Source organism: Pseudomonas sp. GP01-A4 (assembly GCF_058780865.1).
Genome location: NZ_JBYSWF010000062.1, coordinates 1 through 21,462, shown reverse-complemented (window position 1 = coordinate 21,462; position 21,462 = coordinate 1). Strand labels below are relative to the sequence as shown.

Genomic DNA, 21,462 nt, shown 5'->3' with positions numbered 1-21,462 from the left:
AGCGATCAACGTACCGGTGTTTCATTGCTGGTCTGTCACAACGCGGCGGTTTTTTTGAAAGGTGCACTGTGATTAATGCAGGTGATCGGGGGCTTCGGCCTTCCTTCGCTTTCCCCGGCGGCTCGGACCGCTTTAACGCAGACTTCTAGGGTTTTTCATGACGCGCTACATATTCGTCACGGGCGGTGTTGTTTCTTCATTGGGGAAAGGCATTGCCTCCGCTTCATTGGCGGCCATCCTGGAGGCGCGGGGACTTAAGGTCACCATGCTCAAGCTGGACCCGTACATCAACGTTGACCCGGGCACCATGAGCCCGTTCCAGCACGGTGAAGTGTTCGTCACCCACGACGGCGCCGAGACCGACCTGGACCTGGGCCACTACGAGCGGTTCATCCGCACGACCATGACCCAGAACAACAACTTCACCACCGGCCGTGTCTACGAGCACGTGCTGCGCAAGGAGCGCCGTGGTGACTACCTGGGTGCAACCATCCAGGTGATCCCGCACATCACCGACGAAATCAAGCGCCGCATCATCAAGGGTGCAGGCGATGCCGACGTGGCGATGGTCGAGATCGGTGGCACCGTGGGTGACATCGAGTCCCAACCGTTCCTCGAAGCCATCCGCCAGTTGCGTTTCGAAGTCGGCGCCAAGCGCGCGATGCTGATGCACCTGACACTGGTGCCGTACATCGCCACCGCCGGCGAAACCAAAACCAAGCCTACCCAGCACTCGGTCAAGGAACTGCGTTCCATCGGCCTGCAGCCGGACGTGCTGGTGTGCCGCTCCGACCACGCGATCGACATCGCGTCCCGTCGCAAGATCGCCCAGTTCACCAACGTTGAAGAACGTGCGGTAATCGCCCTGGAAGACGCCGACACCATCTACAAGATCCCGGGCATCCTGCATTCCCAGGGCCTGGATGATTTTGTCGTCGAGCGCTTCGGCCTGCAATGTGGCGGCGCCGATCTGTCCGAGTGGGAAGCCGTGGTCGACGCCAAGCTCAACCCTGAGCATGAAGTCACCATCGCCATGGTCGGCAAGTACATGGAGCTGCTGGACGCCTACAAGTCGCTGATCGAAGCGATGAGCCACGCGGGCATCAGCAACCGTACCAAGGTCAACCTGCGCTACATCGACTCCGAAGACATCGAGAACCAGGGCACCGCGCTGCTGGAAGGCGTTGATGCCATCCTGGTTCCGGGCGGCTTCGGTCTGCGTGGCGTGGAAGGCAAGATCACTGCCGTCCAGTACGCTCGTGAGAACAAGGTGCCGTACCTGGGTATCTGCCTGGGCATGCAAGTGGCGGTCATCGAGTTCGCCCGTAACGTGATGGGCTGGAAAGACGCCAACTCCACCGAGTTCGATCGCACCAGCGGTCATCCGGTCGTGGGCCTGATCACCGAGTGGGAAGATGCCACCGGCGCCGTCGAAACCCGTACCGAAGCCTCCGACCTGGGCGGCACCATGCGCCTCGGCGCGCAGGATTGCCTGCTGGAGCCGGGGTCCCTGGTTCACGATTGCTACGGCAAGGACGTGATTGTCGAGCGTCACCGTCACCGCTACGAAGTGAACAACAACCTGCTGCCGAAAATCATGGAAGCCGGCCTGAAAATCTCCGGTCGTTCCGGTGATGGCGCGCTGGTTGAAGTGGTTGAAGCACCGGATCATCCATGGTTCGTGGCTTGCCAGTTCCACCCGGAGTTCACCTCGACCCCGCGCGACGGTCACCCGTTGTTCAGCGGCTTCGTTAAAGCAGCACTGACGCAACATCAGAAGAAGGCGTAAACCTGATGGCCCAGAAGATCATTCGCGTAGGCGACATCGAGATTGCCAACGACAAGCCCATGGTGCTGTTCGGCGGCATGAACGTGCTGGAAAGCCGCGACATGGCGATGCAGGTCTGTGAAGAGTACGTGAAGGTGACCGAGAAACTCGGTATCCCCTACGTGTTCAAGGCCAGCTTCGACAAGGCCAACCGTTCGTCCGTGACTTCCTACCGCGGCCCGGGCCTTGAAGAAGGCATGCGGATCTTCCAAGACATCAAGCAAGCCTTCGGCGTGCCGATCATCACCGACGTCCACGAGCCTGAGCAGGCAGCCGTGGTTGCCGAGGTGTGCGACATCATCCAGTTGCCGGCCTTCCTGTCGCGCCAGACCGACCTCGTGGTCGCGATGGCCAAGACCGGCGCTGTGATCAATATCAAGAAAGCCCAGTTCCTCGCGCCTCAGGAAATGAAACATATCCTGAACAAGTGCGTGGAAGCGGGTAACGACCAGTTGATCCTCTGCGAGCGTGGTTCGAGCTTCGGCTACAACAACCTCGTGGTGGACATGCTCGGTTTCGGCATCATGAAACAGTTCGAATACCCAGTGTTCTTCGACGTGACCCACGCGCTGCAAATGCCCGGTGGTCGCGCCGATTCCGCTGGCGGGCGCCGTGCCCAGGTACTGGACCTGGCCAAGGCCGGCATCAGCCAGTCTCTGGCAGGTTTGTTCCTGGAAGCCCACCCGGACCCGGACAACGCCAAGTGCGACGGCCCATGCGCCCTGCGCCTGGACAAGCTGGAGCCATTCCTGGCCCAGTTGAAGCAGTTGGACGACCTGGTCAAGAGTTTTCCGACGGTAGAGACCGCGTAAGCGCCATTTCTCCGGTAGACTTTCCCTCGCTTTACGCTCAGGCCCGCAGGCCTGAGCCTTGTCGCCTGCAAGCCTGCCCGTTGTTCCACCCTTGCGGTCGGTCAAAAGATTTCCTTCAGCTGCGTCGTTTTCGTCAACTTTGGAGTGTTTACAACAATGGCAAAAATCGTCGACATCAAAGGTCGTGAAGTTCTCGACTCCCGTGGCAACCCTACCGTCGAAGCCGACGTGCTTCTCGATAACGGCATCATCGGCAGCGCCTGCGCGCCGTCCGGTGCTTCCACAGGTTCCCGCGAAGCACTGGAACTGCGTGATGGCGACAAGAGCCGTTACCTGGGCAAGGGTGTACTCAAGGCGGTGGCCAACATCAATGGCCCGATCCGCGACCTGCTGCTGGGCAAGGATCCACTTGACCAGAAAGCCCTCGATCACGCGATGATCAAGCTCGACGGTACCGAAAACAAAGGCAGCCTGGGCGCCAACGCCATCCTCGCCGTGTCCCTGGCCGCTGCCAAGGCCGCTGCACAGGACCAGGACCTGCCGCTGTACGCCCACATCGCCAACCTGAACGGCACTCCGGGTGTCTACTCGATGCCGGTTCCGATGATGAACATCATCAACGGTGGCGAGCACGCTGATAACAACGTCGACATCCAGGAATTCATGGTGCAGCCGGTTGGCGCCAAGACCTTCTCCGAAGGCCTGCGCATGGGCACCGAGATTTTCCATCACCTCAAGGCTGTGCTGAAGGCCCGTGGCCTGAGCACTGCAGTGGGTGACGAAGGTGGTTTCGCGCCGAACCTGGCGTCCAACGAAGACGCACTGAAAGTGATCTCCGAAGCCGTGGCCAACGCTGGCTACAAGCTGGGCACCGACGTGACCCTGGCCCTGGACTGCGCGGCCAGCGAATTCTACGAAGACGGCAAGTACAACCTGTCCGGCGAAGGCCACGTGTTCACCTCGGAAGGTTTTGCTGACTACCTCAAGGGCCTGACCGAGCGCTACCCGATCATCTCGATCGAAGACGGCCTGGACGAGTCCGACTGGGCTGGCTGGAAAGTGTTGACCGACAAGATCGGCGAGAAGATCCAGCTGGTGGGCGACGACCTGTTCGTGACCAACACCAAGATCCTGAAAGAAGGCATCGACAAAAAGATCGCCAACTCGATCCTGATCAAGTTCAACCAGATCGGCACCCTGACCGAAACCCTGGAAGCCATCCAGATGGCCAAGGCTGCGGGCTACACCGCCGTGATCTCCCACCGCTCCGGCGAAACCGAAGACTCGACCATTGCCGACCTGGCCGTGGGCACTTCGGCTGGGCAGATCAAGACCGGTTCCCTGTGCCGTTCCGACCGCGTTTCCAAGTACAACCAATTGCTGCGTATCGAAGAGCAACTGGGCGGCAAAGCCAAGTACAACGGTCGCAGCGAGTTTCGCGGCTGATTGTTAAATGGTAAAAGGTCAGCGGATTACGTCGGAAAAATCACGGCAGCGTGAATTTCGGCGCTAATCTCATGACTAACAAGCACAAGCCTGGTTTTTCCAGGCTTCGTGCTATCAGTTGCTGCAAAAGTTTTGCATGGCTGTCTTTTTTCACTGGATACCCGATATTCGATGCGCAGTCCCAATTGGTTGTTCCTCGTCTTGCTCTTGCTGCTGGCTGGCCTGCAGTACCGCCTTTGGGTGGGGAATGGCAGCTTGGCGCAGGTCACCGAACTGACCCAGCAAATTGCCGCACAGCACGCCGAAAACGAGGTGTTGCTGGAGCGCAATCGCGTGCTCGATGCCGAAGTACTTGAATTGAAGAAAGGCATGGAGACCGTTGAAGAGCGGGCTCGCCATGAGTTGGGCATGGTCAAGGAGGGCGAAACCCTCTACCAGTTGGCCCAATGAGCATTTCGTCACCGGCCTTCTGGGCCGTGATTCCTGCCGCGGGCGTGGGTGCCCGTATGGCCGCGGACCGTCCCAAGCAGTACTTGCAATTGGGTGGGCGCACTATTCTCGAACACAGCCTTGGCTGTTTCCTCGATCATCCGGGCCTCAAGGGGCTGGTGGTCAGCGTTGCGATGGATGACCCTTACTGGCCGACCCTGGCTTGCGCCACCGACCCACGCATTGTGCGCGTTGACGGCGGCGAAGAGCGCTCGGGTTCGGTCCTCAATGCCTTGCTTTACCTGCACGGCCAGGGCGCGAGCGATGACGATTGGGTGCTGGTGCATGACGCCGCCCGGCCGAACCTCAGCCGCGATGACCTGGACAAGTTGCTCTTTGAACTGGCCGACGACAGCGTGGGTGGGCTGCTGGCCGTGCCGGCGCGGGACACCCTCAAGCGCGCCGACAAGCACGGGCGCGTGTTGGAAACGGTTGATCGCACGCCGATCTGGCAGGCCTACACCCCGCAGATGTTCCACCTTGGCGCGCTGCACCGGGCCTTGGCCGACAGCCTGGTCTCGGACGTGGTCATCACCGACGAAGCCTCGGCCATGGAATGGGCCGGGCATGCGCCTCGCTTGATCGAAGGCCGTTCCGACAACCTCAAGGTCACGCGCCCGGAAGACCTTGAATGGCTGCGCCAGCGTCGGACTTTCCAGTCTTCCTGACGGTCACACCGTCATCTGTTCAACCCCGGCCGGGGTCTTGAACTCATCCACCAGTGCCTGAATGCTGTCGAACGGTTTGCCGTCCACGGCCCAACCGGGCGCGCTGATGGCGTATCGGCCGCCCTGTTGATCGATCCTGAAATGGCGTACGTCGCCTCGCCGTGAACGGTAGTGAAGGTGTGCCGGTGTCGTGACGGTGGCCGGGGTCAGCATGAACTGGCCTGGCTTGGTCAGCAGCGTCTGTGGCGTCTTGGCCTGGGGTTGGGAGGGGGCGGGCGCCGGTTGCGCCGGGCGTTGTAAGCTGGCGCGGTCCACCCGCAGGACCAGGTTGGCCTTGACCGTTCCCTCACCCTTGCCGATGCCCAGGCTGGCGGTGCGTCCCGTGTCCACTTCGACGCCGAGGTGCCCGCCAGCCGCTGCATCCTCGATCCGCAGGCCGATGCTGCCGGTGAGTTCGGCAATCCCCGGAATCCCTTTGTAGGTATTGGTATGGCTGTCACCCACCAGTGCGACCCATTTTCCCGGGCGCGGCTTGGTGGTCTGGATCCATTGAATCACCTCGGTGGCGTAGAAGTTCATCATGCGCTGGCGCAAGTTGTCGGCGGTGTCGGGCAGGTCGCGCAGCATGTAGCTGACAGTGCAGTCGATCGGCTGGATTTTGATCCCGGCGTCACGGGCCGCGGTGACGATGTTGACGAACGAGTAGTGCCGGTCGCGCAACGGCGGGTAGATGTTGTTGAGGAAGCCCTTGAGTTCCTCGGGCATCACCGCGCTTCGGGTACGGTAGAACGCCTTGAGCAAGGGCATGTGTACATCCGTCAGCAGATGCTCGAAATAGAGGCGTTTGACCCCCTCGCTGGCCAACAGCGGCATGTTGTTGATCAGGAACGCCTTGCTCGACAGGGCTCCATGGCTTTCGCCGATCACGAGGCCGTCGCTGGCGTGCAGCAGTTTTTGAATGATGGTCGGCTGCGATTCATTCAGGCTGAGCCTTGGAAGCACCGGCCGCATCGGTGAAAACGACAAGTTGGCAAAGAATATCGTGGCATCTTCAGACAGCTTGGTTCTTTTCTCGAAAAACAACTTGCGGGTGTCTTTCACCGGCTGGGCACCGCTGCCCACGGGTTCAAGGTTTTCCGAAAACGAACTGGTGTCGGTGAGCATCTCCGAAACGGTCTCGCGTGCGGGGGGTGGCATCTCGTAGGCACTGTAGAACGTCGAGTGTTGCGGGCCGCCGAACAGCGTGTAGACCCTTTGCCAGGCATTGCGAAATGCGCCTCCGCCGGCCAGCCCGGCCGTGCGCCACTTCAGGTCGGCGCTCTGGATGGCATACAGGCCGGTGGATTGCAGCGTGTTTGGCGCGTTGGGAGCCATTACGAACAGTTCGAAGAAGCCTGATTCATTGGGGGTCTTGTAGGTCAGGTACAGGTCGCCGTGAATCCGGATGGTCTGCAGGCCGCCGGGAGTCATCCGTGGGCTCAGGGTGCGCGTCTCGGTGTTGGCCGCCATGGAGGTTTCGTTGATGGCGCTGACGCTGATCCGGCCCGCATCCTGGCGTACTGCCGGGCCCAGGGTGGGGCGCAGGCTTTCGAGGCCCTTGAGCCCCTTGGACACGCCATGGGCGACCACCGGCAGCGCGTTAAGGGCGCCGAATACAATGCGCTCCTTCGCGTGGGGTTTGCCGCGCAGCAGGTCGTCGGCACCCACCACCATTTCAGTCGCGCCGGAGGTCAGGAAGCAAAATTCCGCCAATAGCGCGTTGCCCATGGCCAGTGCCACGGGAACCGCCAGAATGCAGGCTTTTTCCAGGGCATCCAGGGTGTCGGCCTTGAGCGTATCCAGGGGCGAAATAAAGCTTCGCGCCGCTACTTTTGCAAGGCGTACCCTGATCTGCCGGGCGATGAACTCAAACGGGTTACTGCCCAGTGCCGGATACATCGGGTTATTGATGTACTGCTCGGGATCCCAGTAGTTATCGGCCCGCAGGCTGTTGAACAACCCCGGGGAGGTTGCCGGCTTCGGAAACACCGCCATCCCCACCAGTGCCTCCTCCACGCCGCTGTAGATCAGGCCGGAGTCGATGGCGTCCTCGTCGAAGTGTTGGGTCAGCGCCTTGCGTTGAGTGGCGTCCCTTGCCGTTTCCACCAGCCAACTGCGCATGTCTGCCGGGTTATTGAACCCATGGAAGGGCGAGGAGTTGCCCGGGATATAGAGCAGGGTCACCTGGCTTTGGTTATCGGTGATGGTCAGGATGTCGGTGGATTCGCTGTTGTGAACGCGCAATAGCCGCAGGGACAGGTTTGGGTCGAGGCGATAGGGCTCCTGGAAATCCTCCAGGGTGAGGTTGTCGTGGTTCTTGTCGATGCCGATTCCCGCCGCCCGTGCCGCCAGCTGTCTCTCTGCCACGGTCAGGGTGAACTCATGGAACTGTTCCAGATAGGCTTTGGTGAACGCGATGCGCATCAGGGTGTTGTAGTTTTCCCGGTGGCTGTTCCAGAACTTGCCGATCGCCTCGTCGTAGGTTTGTTCGAAATGGCTTGAGTTAACGATGTGCCTGAAGGTTTTTGGTGAAATCTGCAGCTGCGTGCTCGGGTCGTAAACCTGGGGCTGGCTTTGCAGATACAGCGCCTCATAACGCCTTGGCGGGATCCAGCCCGAGACGATGAACTCTTCGTTGAACATTGCCGGAATCCGGTTATCCATCAAGCGCGGCAGCTCGCTGACAATATTGAAATAAGGTGCAGTGGTGGAAAACCCGGTGGTATTGAGCATGCCGCCCGGGGGCTGGGGCGCATTGCAGACCATGGCCTCGGTCAGCGACATCGACTGGATCACCACGGCGGTGAAGGCCGCATTGGGATTGTCGGTGTTGTATTCGAGGGTGGCGAGGAGGGTGGTATCCGGGTCGAACTCGACCTGGCTGAGGGGCTGTACCCGCTCGCGGATCAACTGGGCGGCGATTTGCGAAGGTACGGGGAAATCCGCCAGGACCTTGCGAACGAAATGACTGATGCGCTGGAGTTGCGGGCCGTTGGTTATCATGGGGGTGCCTGGTTACGCAGTAAAAAAGGCTATTTACCGGCACTCAGGCGCTGCATGGGCGGTAGCTGTCTATCGCAGGTAGACGGGATGGTTGCCCAGGCCCTCCTTGAGAAAGTCCACCAGTTTTCGCACCTTGGGCGAAAGGTGGCGTTGTTGCGGGTACAGCGCCCAAACCGCGGTGTTGGGCGGTTGATGGGCTTCGAGTAACGACACCAGTGCGCCGCTGTGCAAATGCTCCAGCACGTAATAGTCCGGCAATTGGCAAAGACCGACACCTTGCAGGGCCGCATCCAGCACCGCTTGCCCGCTGTTGCAGCGCCAGTTTCCCTGTACACGCTGGGAAAATTCGCGCCCGTCCTGGGCCAGTTGCCAAATATCCGAGCTGCCGATCAGGCAGTTATGCCGGCTTAACTCCGACAAGCTATGTGGCCGCCCGTACCTGGCCAGGTAGGACGGTGACGCGCACAGGTACATACGCCGCGGCGCGAGGCGGCTGGCAACCATGCGCGAATCCGCCAGGCGCCCGAGGCGAATCGCCAGGTCCAGGCCTTCGTGCACCAGGTCCAGCTGGCGGTTGGTCAATTCCACGTCCACGCGCAATTGCGGATAAAGCGCCATGAACCGCGTCACCAGCGGCACGATAAAACGCTCGCCGTAAGCCACTGCGCAGGTCATGCGCAACATTCCCTTGGGCTCGCTGGCCAGGTCGCCCACCGCGCGCAAGGCTTCTTCGCGACCGTCCTGCAATCGCTGGCAATGTTGCAGGAAGGTCTGGCCGGCTTCGGTCAGTGTCACCTTGCGCGTGCTGCGATACAGCAAGCGTGTTTGCAGGCGCTCTTCCAGTCGCGCGACCTGGCGGCTGATATGGGACGACGACACGCCCAGGCGCTCGGCGGCCGCGGTGAATTGGCTGCATTCGGCCACGGCGACGAACTCGTCGATGCCCTCCCAGCGGTTTTCCAGCATGCTGATTGTCCCTGTACGGCAATAATGTTTTGCTTTTGTCTGGATTATTAATCAGATGAGCATGTTTTACACTGCCGGCCTTACGTTTTTAACCCGATGGAGAAACCGGATGATCAAGTCCCGCGCGGCCGTAGCCTTCGAAGCCAAGAAACCCCTCGAGATCGTTGAAGTGGATGTGGCCATGCCCAAGGCGGGCGAGGTGCTGTTGCGGGTGGTGGCGTCCGGTGTGTGCCATACCGATGCCTACACCCTGTCGGGCGCGGACCCGGAAGGCATTTTCCCGTCGATCCTCGGCCACGAAGGCGGCGCCGTGGTTGAAGCCATCGGCGAAGGCGTGACCTCGGTGGCGGTGGGCGACCACGTGATCCCGCTGTACACCCCGGAATGCGGCAAGTGCAAATTCTGCCTGTCGGGCAAGACCAACCTCTGCCAGGCGATTCGCGCCACCCAGGGTAAAGGCCTGATGCCAGATGGCACCTCGCGCTTTTCCTACAAGGGCCAGCCGATTTTCCACTACATGGGCACTTCGACCTTCTCCGAATACACCGTGCTGCCGGAAATCTCCGTAGCGAAGATTCCCAAAGAAGCGCCGCTGGAAAAAGTCTGCCTGCTGGGCTGTGGTGTCACCACCGGTATCGGTGCAGTGATCAACACCGCCAAGGTCAAGCCAGGCGACACCGTGGCCATCTTCGGCCTGGGCGGCATCGGCCTGTCGGCGGTGATCGGCGCGGTGAAAGCCAAGGCCGGCCGCATCATTGCCATCGACATCAACCCGGCCAAGTTTGAAATCGCCAGGCAGCTGGGTGCCACCGACTGCATCAACCCGAAAGACTACGACCGCCCGATCCAGGACGTGATCGTCGATTTGACCGACGGCGGCGTCGACTTTTCCTTCGAGTGCATCGGCAATGTCCAACTGATGCGTGCGGCCCTTGAGTGCTGCCACAAAGGTTGGGGCGAGTCGGTGATCATCGGCGTGGCCGGCGCCGGCCAGGAAATTGCTACCCGTCCGTTCCAACTGGTCACCGGCCGCGTCTGGCGCGGTTCGGCGTTCGGCGGCGTGCGCGGTCGCAGCGAGTTGCCAAGCTATGTGGAAATGGCCCAGGCCGGTGAAATCCCGCTGGATACGTTCATCACCCACACCATGGGCCTGGAAGATATCAACAAGGCGTTTGACCTGATGCATGAAGGCAAGAGCATCCGCACCGTCATTCACTTCTGAGGTCGGCCATGAGTCTGGAAAACCTGTCGTGCCAGAAAAGCTTCGGCGGCTGGCATAAACGCTACAAGCATCATTCCGACGTGCTGGGTTGCGACATGACCTTCGCCGTGTACCTGCCGCCGCAAGCGGAGCAGGGCGGCAAATTGCCGGTGCTGTACTGGCTGTCGGGGCTGACCTGCACCGATGAGAACTTCATGCAGAAGGCCGGCGCGCAACGCATGGCAGCCGAGCTGGGGTTGATCATTGTTGCGCCGGACACCAGCCCGCGCGGCCCCGGTGTGCCGGGTGATCCGGACAACGCCTGGGACTTTGGCCTGGGCGCCGGTTTCTACCTGAACGCCACCCAGGAGCCCTGGGCCCAGCACTATCGGATGCATGACTACGTGGTGCAGGAATTGCCGGCATTGGTCGAGGCGCATTTCCCGGCGTCGGCCAAACGCGGGATCAGCGGCCACTCCATGGGCGGCCATGGTGCGCTGGTGTGTGCCTTGCGCAACCCGGGGCGTTATCAGTCGGTGTCGGCGTTCTCGCCGATCAACAACCCGATGGATTGCCCGTGGGGCCAGAAGGCATTCTCCCGCTACCTCGGCGAAGAGCGCTCGAAATGGCGCGAATGGGATGCCTGCGTGTTGATCAGCGAAGCCTCGGAAAAGCTGCCATTGCTGGTGGACCAGGGCGACCGCGACGATTTCCTCGCGGTGCAGCTCAAGCCTGAAGCGTTGCAACAAGCGGCCAGGGCGGCGAACCATCCGCTGGAGCTGCGCCTGCAACCGGGCTATGACCACAGCTACTTCTTTATCGCCAGCTTCATCGAAGACCACTTACGCCATCACGCGCGCGCTTTGCTCGGTTAATGTGAGGCAAAAGTAGGTAGAATCACGCCCTGAATTAAATCGGGGCGTTTTTTTATGCGTATTGGCCACGGCTATGATGTGCACCGTTTCGCCGAAGGCGATTTCATCACCCTGGGCGGCGTGCGGATCGCGCACCACCACGGGTTGCTGGCTCATTCCGACGGCGACGTGGTGCTGCATGCCTTGAGCGATGCCTTGCTCGGCGCAGCCGCGTTGGGCGACATCGGCAAGCACTTTCCGGATACCGACCCGACCTTCAAGGGCGCGGACAGTCGTGTGCTGTTGCGTCACGTGGTCGGCTTGATCCATGCCAAGGGCTGGAAGGTCGGCAACGTCGACAACACCATCGTCGCCCAGGCGCCCAAGATGGCCCCGCATATCGAAACGATGCGCGCGCTGATTGCCGCGGATCTTCAAGTTGAGTTGGATCAAGTGAACGTAAAAGCCACCACCACCGAAAAGCTCGGGTTTACCGGTCGCGAAGAGGGCATTGCCGTGCACTCCGTTGCCTTGTTGCTGCGCGCATGAATGATCTGCAACTGCTGGGCCCGCGTGCCTATGGCGAGGCCTTGGGCAGCGCTGTTCTGAAGGCCACCGCTGAAGACTTCCAGGTGGATGAAGTGCTGGATATCCCGCTGACCGGCGAGGGTGAACACCTGTGGTTGTGGGTGGAAAAGCGCGGCCTGAATACCGAAGAGGCGGCGCGGCGGATTGCCAAGGCGGCGGGCGTGCCGTTGCGTACCGTCAGCTACGCCGGGCTCAAGGACCGCCAGGCGCTGACCCGCCAGTGGTTCAGCGTGCAGTTGCCGGGCAAGGCGGACCCGGACCTGAGCGCGGCTGAAAACGACACCCTGAAGATCCTCAAGACCGGCCGTCACAAGCGCAAGCTGCAGCGCGGCGCGCATTCGGCCAACGGCTTTACCTTGCGCCTGACCCAGTTTGCCGGGGATGCGGCGGCCATCGACGCCCGCCTGCAACTGATCGCCAGGCAAGGCATTCCCAACTATTTCGGCGCCCAGCGTTTCGGCCATAACGGCGGCAACGTCGTCGATGCCCGTGACTGGGCGGCGCGCAAGGCCTTGCCGGAGCAGCGCAATGTGCGTTCGCGCCTGCTCTCGACGGCCCGCAGCTTCCTGTTCAATAAAGTGCTGGCGGCGCGGGTGGCCGACGGTTCCTGGCAGCGCGCCCAGGTCGGTGACTTGCTGGCGTTTACCGACAGCCGCAGCTTTTTCCCGGCGGGGGAGGCTGAATGCAGCGACCCGCGCCTGGCAATCCTCGACCTGCATCCCACCGGCCCGCAGTGGGGCGAAGGTGATTCGCCGGCGGCGGGAGCAACCTTCGCGCTGGAACAGGCGATTGCCGACGGTGAAGCCGAACTGCGGGATTGGCTGGTGAATGCCGGCATGAGCCAGGAACGTCGCATTCTTCGACTGCCCATTGGCGGGTTGACGTGGCATTATCCCGAACCTGACATTCTGCAATTGGAATTCGTCCTGCCGGCTGGATGCTTCGCCACTGTCTTGGTGCGCGAGCTTGTAGATCTGGTGCCGGTGGGGCAGACGGACAGCCCATGCGTATTCTGATATCTAACGACGACGGGGTCACTGCACCCGGCCTTGCCGCGCTTCATGCTGCGCTGGCGGATTACGCCGAGTGCGTGGTGGTTGCCCCGGACCAGGACAAAAGCGGCGCCAGCAGCTCGCTGACGCTCGACCGTCCGTTGCATACACAGACGTTGCCCAACGGCTTTATCAGCGTGAATGGCACGCCGACCGACTGCGTGCACCTGGCGATCAACAGCCTGCTGGACCACGAGCCGGACCTGGTGGTTTCCGGGATCAACCTGGGCGCCAACCTGGGTGACGACGTGCTGTATTCCGGTACGGTGGCGGCAGCCCTTGAAGGGCGCTTCCTCGGTCGGACCTCGTTCGCTTTTTCGTTTGCGTCCCGTCAATTGGACAACCTGGCGACTGCGGCGTATTTCGCCCGCAAGCTGGTGGAGGCCCATGACACCCTGGTCCTGCCGCCGCGCACGGTGCTCAACGTCAATATTCCCAATCTGCCCCTGGACCACATTCGCGGTATCCAGCTGACCCGCCTCGGCCACCGTGCCCGTGCGGCAGCGCCGCTGAAGGTGGTCGACCCGCGTGGCAGGGAAGGGTACTGGATTGCCGCTGCCGGCGATGCCGAGGACGGTGGCGAGGGCACGGACTTTCATGCGGTGATGCAAGGTTATGTCTCGATTACCCCGTTGCAACTCGATCGCACCTTCAGTGATGCCTTCAGTAGCCTCGATGGCTGGCTGGAGGGGCTGCGCTGATGGCTCGTGAACAAGACGACCTGCTGCGCCGGGGCATCGGGATGACCTCCCAGCGCACCCGCGAGCGATTGATCCAGCGCCTGTATGAAGAAGGGCTGTCCAATGCCCAGGTGCTGGAAGTCATCCGGCGTACCCCGCGGCATCTGTTTGTCGATGAAGCCCTGGCGCACCGCGCCTATGAAGACACAGCCTTGCCCATCGGCCACAACCAGACCATCTCCCAGCCCTATATGGTGGCGCGGATGAGTGAGTTGCTGCTGGCGGCGGGCCCGCTGGACAAGGTGCTGGAAATCGGCACCGGCTCCGGCTACCAGACGGCCGTGTTGTCGCAGCTGGTGGAGCGGGTGTTTTCCGTGGAGCGCATCAAGGTGTTGCAAGACCGGGCCAAGGAACGCCTGGTGGAGTTGAACCTGCGCAACGTGGTGTTCCGTTGGGGTGATGGCTGGGAAGGCTGGCCGGCACTGGCGCCATACAACGGCATTATCGTCACCGCGGTGGCGACCGACGTGCCCCAGGCCTTGCTCGATCAACTGGCTCCCGGCGGGCGCCTGGTGATTCCGGTGGGCTCCGGCGAAGTGCAACAATTAATGTTGATCATTCGCGAGGAAGAGGGCTTTTCCCGGCATGTGCTCGGCGCCGTGCGTTTTGTCCCGCTGCTCAACGGTCCGCTGGCCTGATCAATTATTCCTGCGTACTGAATTCTATTGCCGGGTATGTGTCTTACAGCGGGGTCTGTTGAGTCCACATCATCAGCCGTCGGAGTTAAACATGATGAAATTTTCTTTAGAGTCGTGTTTCCAGTAAAAACCCAACGGCCAGTTATACTTGCGTCATATTTCAAGCCTGATACAGGCGTTCATAGTCAGCCACCACAAAGGGAGCGGCGGGTGAGTCTCACGGTCATTGCACAGCGTATGAGTCAAACAAGCTTTCAGCGACTGGTGATTGGCCTTGTCTTGAGTTCCTTGCTGGCGGCTTGTTCAAGCACGCCATCCGGTGGTGCGCGGGTGGTCGACCGCAATAATGCGGTACCGCAGAAACCTACCGTTACCACTGGCCAATACGTCGTGCGCAAGGGCGATACGATGTTCTCGATCGCTTTTCGTTATGGCTGGGATTACAAGGCGCTCGCCGCCCGTAACAACATCCCTGTGCCGTACACGATACATCCAGGTCAGACCATTCGTTTCGATGGACGAACCGGTTCAACACCGACCGCGGTTGTCACAAACACGGCTTCTTCGCCGTCGTCTTCGAGCAAGACCACCATCATCACCCGGCCTGCAGGCACCGCCGCGCCTAGCGTTGCGAGCAAGCCGGCACCTGCGCCGATGCCGCCGGCGGGGCCTGCACCGACCGGCTGGGGATGGCCCTCAAATGGCATCCTTATTGGAAAATTCTCTTCAAACGGTAGTTTGAATAAAGGCATTGATATCGCCGGGGATTTGGGACAGCCTGTTTTAGCTGCGTCTGATGGGACAGTGGTATACGCCGGGAGTGGTTTACGGGGCTACGGCGAGCTGGTCATCATCAAACACAGCGATACCTACGTCAGTGCCTACGGTCACAACCGCAGGCTGTTGGTTCGGGAGGGGCAGCAGGTCAAAGTCGGACAGACAATTGCCGAAATGGGGTCAACTGGTACAGACCGGGTGAAACTGCACTTTGAGATTCGCCGCCAAGGGAAGCCTGTTGATCCGCTGCAATTCCTTCCCCGTCGTTGATGTGTTGCACAGCCTGTTCCTCACGTAGTAGGAACAGGCTCCAGCGTTGCCAAGGATAAAGGCGTCGCTTGAGCTTGAGGTCGAACTCACCAAAGGACTATAACAATGGCTCTCAGTAAAGAAGCGCCGGAGTTTGACATCGACGATGAGGTTCTCCTTATGGAGACTGTCATCGATACGGAATCGATGTCGAATGAGGGACCTGCTGTACCTTCAGTTCGCACCAAATCCAAGAACTCCACCGCGTTAAAGCAACACAAGTACATTGATTACACACGGGCGCTCGACGCGACTCAGTTGTACCTCAATGAAATCGGCTTTTCCCCTCTGCTCACTCCCGAAGAAGAAGTCCATTTTGCGCGCTTGTCGCAAAAGGGCGATCCGGCTGGGCGCAAGCGCATGATTGAAAGCAACCTGCGACTGGTGGTGAAAATCGCCCGACGCTACGTCAATCGTGGGCTGTCCCTGTTGGACTTGATCGAGGAAGGCAATCTCGGCCTGATCCGGGCGGTGGAAAAGTTCGACCCTGAGCGGGGCTTCCGCTTTTCGACCTACGCCACCTGGTGGATTCGTCAGACCATCGAACGGGCGATCATGAATCAGACCCGTACGATCCGGTTGCCGATCCATGTGGTCAAGGAGCTCAACGTCTACCTGCGGGCGGCGCGTGAGCTGACACAGAAACTCGATCATGAACCTTCGCCTGAAGAAATCGCCAACCTGCTGGAAAAACCGGTGGGAGAGGTCAAGCGCATGCTCGGTCTTAATGAGCGGGTGTCTTCCGTCGATGTCTCGCTGGGTCCGGATTCGGATAAAACCCTGCTGGACACCCTGACCGATGATCGTCCTACGGACCCATGTGAGTTGCTGCAGGACGACGATCTGTCGCAAAGCATCGACCAGTGGCTTTCGGAGCTGACGGACAAACAGCGTGAGGTGGTGATTCGCCGCTTCGGGCTGCGCGGCCACGAAAGCAGCACCCTGGAAGATGTTGGCCTGGAGATTGGATTGACCCGTGAGCGGGTGCGGCAGATCCAGGTCGAGGGCCTCAAGCGCTTGCGCGAGATCCTCGAGAAGAATGGCTTGTCGAGTGAGTCGTTGTTTCAATAAGCGACGCAGGATGAAATGTGGGAGCGGGCTTGCTCGCGAATACGGTGTTTCAGTCAGCCTATCTGGCGACTGATTCACCGCTTTCGCGAGCAAGCCCGCTCCCACATTTTTTTGTGCATGGAATTACATCGTGTGATTGGCAAATCCCGAGCACAAAAAAAGCCCCGCTTTGCTCGTTCCCACGCTCTGCGTGGGAATGCAGCCCAGGACGCTCCGCGTCCCAAAGCGTGACGCAGAGCGTCACAAGAGGCATTCCCACACAGAGCGTAGGAACGAGCGGGCACAAAAAAGCCCCGCTTTTGAGGGCGGGGCTTTTCGACTAAATCAGTACAAGTTAGATAACTTGAACTTCTTCAGCTTGCATGCCTTTCTGACCGCGGGTAGCGATGAAAGAAACCTGTTGGCCTTCTTTCAGGCTTTTGAAGCCGTCGGATTGGATAGCTTTGAAGTGAACGAACAGGTCGTCACCGGATTGTGGAGTGATGAAGCCGAAGCCTTTTTCATCGTTGAACCACTTAACGGTACCAGTTTGGCGATTAGACATGGTGTATCTCCTTGGACAAAGTTAACTGCGACTCAGGAAAAGCCCTGGCCGAGACTGAGTGCAAAGAGCAGGAAAAATTCTTGGAGATGGTTGGATCGAAATTCAACATATCGTGTAGAGATTCTCAGTGACACAAGCAGCACAGTGGCGCCACCTTAACCCTTTTTCCGGAACGTGCCAATGGTATTTCCGAAGGTTTCTCTATTTTCGTGACTGGCGGCACCCTGATACCGCACCAACACCCCACGATTGAAGGTGCGCCCCGCCCAGCAGGGGCTGCGCGGCGCCAAGAAAAACAGCCGCCCCTTTGAACCACGGGGCCAGCCCCGGTAAGATGCCCAACAGAATTTTTTCACCTCGCTATTCAGGACACCCGCCATGAGCATCAAATCGGACAAGTGGATTCGCCGCATGGCGCAAGAGCACGGCATGATCGAGCCCTTCGTGGAGCGCCAGATGCGTGGCGAAGGCGCTGAGCGGCTGATCTCGTTCGGGGTTTCCAGCTACGGCTACGACGTACGCTGCGCCGATGAGTTCAAGGTGTTCACCAACATCAACTCGGCAACCGTCGATCCGAAAAACTTCGACGAAAAAAGCTTCGTCGACGTCAAGAGCGACGTCTGCATCATCCCGCCAAACTCCTTTGCCCTGGCGCGCACCGTCGAATTCTTCCGTATCCCGCGTAATGTCCTGACTATCTGCCTGGGCAAAAGCACCTACGCGCGCTGCGGCATCATCGTCAACGTGACGCCGCTGGAGCCGGAATGGGAAGGGCACGTCACCCTGGAGTTCTCCAACACCACCACCTTGCCGGCAAAAATCTACGCCAACGAAGGCGTGGCGCAGATGCTGTTCTTCGAATCCGACGAAGAGTGCGAAGTGTCCTATAAGGACCGTGGCGGCAAGTATCAGGGCCAGCGCGGCGTCACTCTCCCACGCACTTGATCGAATCGTCTTACAGGCTAAGGGAATTTGTCAGCGGGCATGCACTCTATTGGGTGTACTGCCCCGACGCGTGCACAACGCGCCGGGCCACGCTTGAGGAGTCCCCTATGAAGCTCGATCCGCGAATCAGCGCCGAACTCGCCCGGCTTGAACCCAACCAGATTGGTGTGATGGCCTGGTCCTTGATGGCTGATCCCGCCGCAGGCGGCATTCCCGGCCAGCCAGGTCCCGATGATCCCTGGCCCAACCAGCCTGAAGAGCCTGGCGAACCTACTCTGCCTGACGAACCGCCTCCCGCCCCTGTGGCCTGATTTCCTGCACGTGTCGCCAATGGTCAGTTGCTCAACGCACTGGCCATACTTCCTGGTCTCCGATCACGAAGATCCGGCTGCCTTCTTCCTGCGTCACTGAATAACCCCCGGTAAAAGCGCCGAACGCCGGTAGCAGGCTGACTTGGTTGCCGATCAGGAAGCACGGCAGGCGCAAGCTTTGCCGGCCCTTGCCCCGCAGGCGATACACCGGATGCACGTGCCCGGCCAGCACATGGTGGCTGGCATGGGCGTCGGGCTCGTGCTGCAAGGCAAACGGGCCCATCAGCAAGGGTTCGGTCACCACCTCAATATTCAGATCGCCAGGCGGGTCGCCAGCGCGTTTGTCGTGGTTGCCGCGAATCAGCGTGAGCGCCACGCCTGCATGACGCTCACGCCAGGCTCTCAGGGCGTTCAGGGTGCCGCTGGCGTGAGAGCCGGGCCCGTGGAGAAAGTCGCCGAGAAAGATCACCTGCGCGCCGGGGAAAGCCGCCAACAACCGGTCCAGGCGCTGCAGGTTGGCCGTCGTCGTGCCCTGTGGCACTGGCTGGCCCAGGCTGCGATAGGCCGACGCCTTGCCAAAATGCGCGTCGGCGATCAGCAGGCACTTTCTCGCAGGCCAGTACACCGCCTTGTCCGCGAGCAACCACAGCGCTTCTTCCGCCAGATGTATCGGGTAATGAGCGGGCATCAGGGCTTCCCGTTATCGGCGACTTTTTCCAGATCCTTGACCATCCGCGCAATCCGCTCCGAGAGTTTTTCCGAGCTCAGGCTTTCCCGAAAACGTTCCACCAGCAGCGGAAAGGCCAACGGCGTAGGCCGTTTGATGCGATGCAGGTCCAGCTTCAACCCAGACAGGTGGCGCAAGGTCTCTTCCAGGCGACGAATATCCAGCTCATCCCGCAGGACTTCTTCCCCGGCCTGGGTCAGCAGCAGGTTCTGCGGGTCATATTGCTTGAATACCTCAAAGAACAAACCGCTGGAAGCCTGGACCTGACGCGTACTTTTCGGCGCGCCCGGATAGCCTGCGAACACCAGCCCGGCGATCCGCGCGATCTCGCGAAAACGTCGCAGGGCCAGCTCACCGGCATTCAGGCTGGCTACCACGTCATCCAGCAGATGATCCGCGCTCAGCAGTTCGCCGCCCAATAACTCAGGCCAATCCACTTCGGTGGCACTCAGCAGTTCCAGCCCATAGTCATTGACCGCAATCGAGAACGTCACCGCCTGCCGCCGGCTGACGCGCCAGGCCAGCAGGCTCGCCAGCCCCAGATGCACCTGGCGCCCGGCAAACGGATACAGGAACAGATGCCAGCCCTCCCGGGACTTGAGGGCCTCGGCCAGCAAGTGATCGCGGGTCGGCAGTCCGGACCAGCGCAGTTGGGTTTCCAGCAAGGGTTGCACCGCTTGCATCTCCGGGCCGAGATAGTGACCGTGGGCAGCCGCATCAAAGCGCTCGACCACCGCCTGGGCCAGCTCGTTGGAAAGAGGCATGCGCCCGCCGTTCCAGCGTGGCACGGCAGCCTTTTTCGCGGTGCTGCGCTTCACATAAGCCGTCATGTTTTCCACCCGTACCAACTCCAGCAAGCGGCCGGCGAACAGGAAACCATCCCCTGGCTTCAGTCGTGCAATAAAGCCTTCCTCGACACTGCCCAGGGTCTTGCCACCGCCGCCTTTGCTCCAGAATTTCAACTGGATGCTGGCGTCGCTGACGATCGTACCCACGCTCATGCGATGGCGCCGCGCCAGGCGTGCGTCGGGGACGCGCCAGATGCCGTGTTCGTCCGGCTCGACGCGGCGGTAATCCGGGTAGGCCGTCAGTGACAGGCCACCATGGCGCACGAAACCCAGGGCCCAGGCCCAATCTGCTGCGCTCAGGTCACGATAGGCCCACGCGGTGCGCACCTCCGCCAGCAGCTCATCCGGCACAAAGCCGCCGCCCAGCGCCATGCTCACCAGATGCTGCACCAGCACATCCAACGGCTTGTGAGGCGACTGGCGCGCTTCTATGCGCCGTTCAGCGATGGCGTCCTGCGCGGCAGCGGCTTCCACCATTTCCAGGCTGTGGGTTGGCACCAGCGTGACCCGCGACGGCCGGCCCGGTGCGTGGCCGGAGCGCCCTGCGCGCTGCATCAGCCGGGCTACGCCCTTGGCCGAGCCAATTTGCAGTACCCGTTCCACCGGCAGGAAATCTACCCCCAGGTCCAGGCTCGACGTACACACCACGGCCTTCAGTTGCCCCTCCTTCAGGGCTCGCTCCACCCAGTCCCGGGTTTCCCGGGACAGCGAGCCGTGGTGCAGGGCAATCACTCCGGCCCAGTCGGGGCGCGCGTCGAGCAGGGCCTGGTACCAGATTTCCGATTGTGCCCGTGTGTTGGTGAACACCAGGCAACTGCTGCTGGCATCGACTTCGGCCACCACTTGCGGGAGCATTTTCAGGCCGATATGGCCGGCCCACGGAAAGCGCTCGATAACCGGTGGCAACAGGGTGTCCACTCGCAACTGTTTGGTGGTTTGGCCTTGGACGTTGATCCCGCCGCCTTGTGGGATCAACACCTCCAACGCGTGGGCCTGATTACCCAGGGTTGCGGAAATGCCCCACACAATCAGCTCGGGTTGCCATTGCCGCAGGCGGGCGAGGGCCAGTTGCAATTGCACGCCGCGTTTGTTGCCGATCAGTTCGTGCCATTCGTCCACTACCACCATGCGCAGGTGCGACAGGCTGGGCTGGCTGTCGGCGCGGGCGAGCATCAGCGTGAGGCTTTCCGGGGTGGTGATCAGGGTGGTGGGCAGACGGCGGGTTTGGCGGGCGCGTTCGCTGCTGCTGGTGTCGCCGGTGCGCAGGCCGACGGTCCAGGGGATTTTCAGTGACTCGAGCGGGGCCTCAAGGGCGCGGGCGGTGTCGGCGGCCAGGGCGCGCATTGGGGTGATCCACAGGACGGCCAGCGGTTCGGCGGGGGCTTTGCGTTTGCGGGGTGTGGTTTCGGTGATGGCGAAGCGGTTGAGGGCGGCGAACCACAGGGCGTAGGTTTTCCCGGCGCCGGTGCTGGCGTGGAGCAGTCCCGACTGGCCTTCCTTGACTGCGTGCCATACGTCTTTTTGGAAGGCGAACGGTTTCCAGCCCTTGGCGGTGAACCAGTCTTTGGCGAAGTTGGGGGATTTGGCCATGCTTGGGGCTCTGGGG

20 protein-coding genes are annotated in these 21,462 nt (G+C 60.8%); 15 read left to right on the top strand and 5 right to left on the bottom strand.

The window, feature by feature from the left end; genetic code table 11:
- Window positions 1–157 precede the first annotated feature (157 nt).
- The 5 genes from pyrG to ispD all read left to right on the top strand — a co-directional run bounded on the left by pyrG (window position 158) and on the right by ispD (window position 5,243).
- Window positions 158–1,789 carry a CTP synthase gene (pyrG, locus tag AC3WKX_RS27010; protein ID WP_003219298.1) on the top strand — a complete coding sequence of 544 codons (1,632 nt, stop codon included), beginning with the start codon at window positions 158–160 and terminating at the stop codon, window positions 1,787–1,789.
- A gap of 5 nt (window positions 1,790–1,794) precedes the next feature.
- Window positions 1,795–2,640 carry a 3-deoxy-8-phosphooctulonate synthase gene (gene kdsA / locus AC3WKX_RS27005; RefSeq protein WP_003219295.1) on the top strand — a complete coding sequence of 282 codons (846 nt, stop codon included), beginning with the start codon at window positions 1,795–1,797 and terminating at the stop codon, window positions 2,638–2,640.
- Window positions 2,641–2,796: 156 nt separating this feature from the next.
- Entirely contained in the window at window positions 2,797–4,086 is a 1,290-nt protein-coding gene (gene eno / locus AC3WKX_RS27000; RefSeq protein WP_003219294.1) for a phosphopyruvate hydratase, read from the top strand.
- 171 nt (window positions 4,087–4,257) lie between these two features.
- Complete coding sequence (ftsB, locus tag AC3WKX_RS26995) at window positions 4,258–4,536, top strand: cell division protein FtsB (RefSeq protein ID WP_003219292.1); 279 nt, start codon at window positions 4,258–4,260, stop codon at window positions 4,534–4,536.
- Window positions 4,533–5,243, top strand: a complete 711-nt coding sequence (gene ispD / locus AC3WKX_RS26990) for a 2-C-methyl-D-erythritol 4-phosphate cytidylyltransferase (protein ID WP_003219291.1) — start codon at window positions 4,533–4,535, stop codon at window positions 5,241–5,243. The genes ftsB and ispD overlap by 4 nt, the downstream gene beginning before the upstream one ends.
- A 3-nt stretch (window positions 5,244–5,246) precedes the next feature.
- Here the strand turns inward: ispD and AC3WKX_RS26985 are convergent, their stop codons facing one another.
- Window positions 5,247–8,285 (bottom strand): dermonecrotic toxin domain-containing protein, encoded by a 3,039-nt coding sequence (locus AC3WKX_RS26985; protein WP_102605545.1) that lies wholly within the window; start codon window positions 8,283–8,285, stop codon window positions 5,247–5,249.
- 69 nt (window positions 8,286–8,354) lie between these two features.
- Window positions 8,355–9,251: a LysR family transcriptional regulator gene (locus tag AC3WKX_RS26980; RefSeq protein ID WP_003219287.1), complete on the bottom strand. Its 897-nt coding sequence runs from the start codon at window positions 9,249–9,251 to the stop codon at window positions 8,355–8,357.
- Window positions 9,252–9,360: 109 nt separating this feature from the next.
- Between AC3WKX_RS26980 and AC3WKX_RS26975 the strand changes: the two genes are divergently transcribed.
- From AC3WKX_RS26975 to rpoS, 8 genes are all read left to right on the top strand, one after another.
- A complete protein-coding gene (locus tag AC3WKX_RS26975) occupies window positions 9,361–10,473 on the top strand; it encodes an S-(hydroxymethyl)glutathione dehydrogenase/class III alcohol dehydrogenase (protein ID WP_008432216.1) in 1,113 nt (370 codons plus the stop codon).
- An 8-nt stretch (window positions 10,474–10,481) separates the two neighbouring features.
- Complete coding sequence (gene fghA / locus AC3WKX_RS26970; protein WP_003219284.1) at window positions 10,482–11,327, top strand: S-formylglutathione hydrolase; 846 nt, start codon at window positions 10,482–10,484, stop codon at window positions 11,325–11,327.
- Between the two features lie 54 nt (window positions 11,328–11,381).
- On the top strand, window positions 11,382–11,855 hold the full coding sequence (gene ispF, locus AC3WKX_RS26965; RefSeq protein WP_003219282.1) for a 2-C-methyl-D-erythritol 2,4-cyclodiphosphate synthase: 474 nt from the start codon (window positions 11,382–11,384) through the stop codon (window positions 11,853–11,855).
- Window positions 11,852–12,910 carry a tRNA pseudouridine(13) synthase TruD gene (gene truD / locus AC3WKX_RS26960; protein ID WP_003219280.1) on the top strand — a complete coding sequence of 353 codons (1,059 nt, stop codon included), beginning with the start codon at window positions 11,852–11,854 and terminating at the stop codon, window positions 12,908–12,910. Before ispF ends, truD begins: the two co-directional genes overlap by 4 nt.
- Window positions 12,898–13,647 (top strand): 5'/3'-nucleotidase SurE, encoded by a 750-nt coding sequence (surE, locus tag AC3WKX_RS26955; RefSeq protein WP_102605544.1) that lies wholly within the window; start codon window positions 12,898–12,900, stop codon window positions 13,645–13,647. The genes truD and surE overlap by 13 nt, the downstream gene beginning before the upstream one ends.
- Before the next feature lie 41 nt (window positions 13,648–13,688).
- Complete coding sequence (locus AC3WKX_RS26950; RefSeq protein ID WP_010176736.1) at window positions 13,689–14,324, top strand: protein-L-isoaspartate(D-aspartate) O-methyltransferase; 636 nt, start codon at window positions 13,689–13,691, stop codon at window positions 14,322–14,324.
- Window positions 14,325–14,534: 210 nt separating this feature from the next.
- Window positions 14,535–15,371 (top strand): peptidoglycan DD-metalloendopeptidase family protein, encoded by an 837-nt coding sequence (locus AC3WKX_RS26945; RefSeq protein ID WP_032898924.1) that lies wholly within the window; start codon window positions 14,535–14,537, stop codon window positions 15,369–15,371.
- 105 nt (window positions 15,372–15,476) lie between these two features.
- A complete protein-coding gene (gene rpoS / locus AC3WKX_RS26940; protein WP_003219274.1) occupies window positions 15,477–16,481 on the top strand; it encodes an RNA polymerase sigma factor RpoS in 1,005 nt (334 codons plus the stop codon).
- Between the two features lie 334 nt (window positions 16,482–16,815).
- Here the strand turns inward: rpoS and AC3WKX_RS26935 are convergent, their stop codons facing one another.
- Window positions 16,816–17,025, bottom strand: coding sequence for a cold-shock protein (locus AC3WKX_RS26935; RefSeq protein ID WP_002554837.1), 210 nt, complete (start codon window positions 17,023–17,025; stop codon window positions 16,816–16,818).
- A gap of 378 nt (window positions 17,026–17,403) precedes the next feature.
- Between AC3WKX_RS26935 and dcd the strand changes: the two genes are divergently transcribed.
- Both dcd and AC3WKX_RS26925 read left to right on the top strand, forming a co-directional pair.
- Window positions 17,404–17,970 carry a dCTP deaminase gene (gene dcd, locus AC3WKX_RS26930; RefSeq protein ID WP_003219273.1) on the top strand — a complete coding sequence of 189 codons (567 nt, stop codon included), beginning with the start codon at window positions 17,404–17,406 and terminating at the stop codon, window positions 17,968–17,970.
- Between the two features lie 107 nt (window positions 17,971–18,077).
- The gene (locus tag AC3WKX_RS26925) at window positions 18,078–18,281 is read left to right on the top strand and encodes a hypothetical protein (RefSeq protein WP_003219272.1); all 204 of its coding nucleotides are present in this window, start codon (window positions 18,078–18,080) and stop codon (window positions 18,279–18,281) included.
- Between the two features lie 31 nt (window positions 18,282–18,312).
- Here the strand turns inward: AC3WKX_RS26925 and pdeM are convergent, their stop codons facing one another.
- Together pdeM and AC3WKX_RS26915 are read right to left on the bottom strand one after the other, a co-directional pair.
- Entirely contained in the window at window positions 18,313–18,969 is a 657-nt protein-coding gene (pdeM, locus tag AC3WKX_RS26920; RefSeq protein WP_003219271.1) for a ligase-associated DNA damage response endonuclease PdeM, read from the bottom strand.
- The gene (locus AC3WKX_RS26915; protein WP_102605542.1) at window positions 18,969–21,446 is read right to left on the bottom strand and encodes a ligase-associated DNA damage response DEXH box helicase; all 2,478 of its coding nucleotides are present in this window, start codon (window positions 21,444–21,446) and stop codon (window positions 18,969–18,971) included. Before AC3WKX_RS26915 ends, pdeM begins: the two co-directional genes overlap by 1 nt.
- Window positions 21,447–21,462: the final 16 nt, after the last annotated feature.

Coding starts and splice junctions, on each gene's coding strand:
- fghA (WP_003219284.1), top strand. CDS start 10,482: ATGAGTCTGGAAAACCTGTCGTGCCAGAAAAGCTTCGGCGGCTGGCAT.
- surE (WP_102605544.1), top strand. CDS start 12,898: ATGCGTATTCTGATATCTAACGACGACGGGGTCACTGCACCCGGCCTT.
- pyrG (WP_003219298.1), top strand. CDS start 158: ATGACGCGCTACATATTCGTCACGGGCGGTGTTGTTTCTTCATTGGGG.
- ispF (WP_003219282.1), top strand. CDS start 11,382: ATGCGTATTGGCCACGGCTATGATGTGCACCGTTTCGCCGAAGGCGAT.
- kdsA (WP_003219295.1), top strand. CDS start 1,795: ATGGCCCAGAAGATCATTCGCGTAGGCGACATCGAGATTGCCAACGAC.
- AC3WKX_RS26925 (WP_003219272.1), top strand. CDS start 18,078: ATGAAGCTCGATCCGCGAATCAGCGCCGAACTCGCCCGGCTTGAACCC.
- pdeM (WP_003219271.1), bottom strand. CDS start 18,969: ATGCCCGCTCATTACCCGATACATCTGGCGGAAGAAGCGCTGTGGTTG.
- AC3WKX_RS26935 (WP_002554837.1), bottom strand. CDS start 17,025: ATGTCTAATCGCCAAACTGGTACCGTTAAGTGGTTCAACGATGAAAAA.
- AC3WKX_RS26950 (WP_010176736.1), top strand. CDS start 13,689: ATGACCTCCCAGCGCACCCGCGAGCGATTGATCCAGCGCCTGTATGAA.
- AC3WKX_RS26915 (WP_102605542.1), bottom strand. CDS start 21,446: ATGGCCAAATCCCCCAACTTCGCCAAAGACTGGTTCACCGCCAAGGGC.
- truD (WP_003219280.1), top strand. CDS start 11,852: ATGAATGATCTGCAACTGCTGGGCCCGCGTGCCTATGGCGAGGCCTTG.
- AC3WKX_RS26975 (WP_008432216.1), top strand. CDS start 9,361: ATGATCAAGTCCCGCGCGGCCGTAGCCTTCGAAGCCAAGAAACCCCTC.
- eno (WP_003219294.1), top strand. CDS start 2,797: ATGGCAAAAATCGTCGACATCAAAGGTCGTGAAGTTCTCGACTCCCGT.
- ftsB (WP_003219292.1), top strand. CDS start 4,258: ATGCGCAGTCCCAATTGGTTGTTCCTCGTCTTGCTCTTGCTGCTGGCT.
- AC3WKX_RS26980 (WP_003219287.1), bottom strand. CDS start 9,251: ATGCTGGAAAACCGCTGGGAGGGCATCGACGAGTTCGTCGCCGTGGCC.
- dcd (WP_003219273.1), top strand. CDS start 17,404: ATGAGCATCAAATCGGACAAGTGGATTCGCCGCATGGCGCAAGAGCAC.
- rpoS (WP_003219274.1), top strand. CDS start 15,477: ATGGCTCTCAGTAAAGAAGCGCCGGAGTTTGACATCGACGATGAGGTT.
- AC3WKX_RS26985 (WP_102605545.1), bottom strand. CDS start 8,285: ATGATAACCAACGGCCCGCAACTCCAGCGCATCAGTCATTTCGTTCGC.
- ispD (WP_003219291.1), top strand. CDS start 4,533: ATGAGCATTTCGTCACCGGCCTTCTGGGCCGTGATTCCTGCCGCGGGC.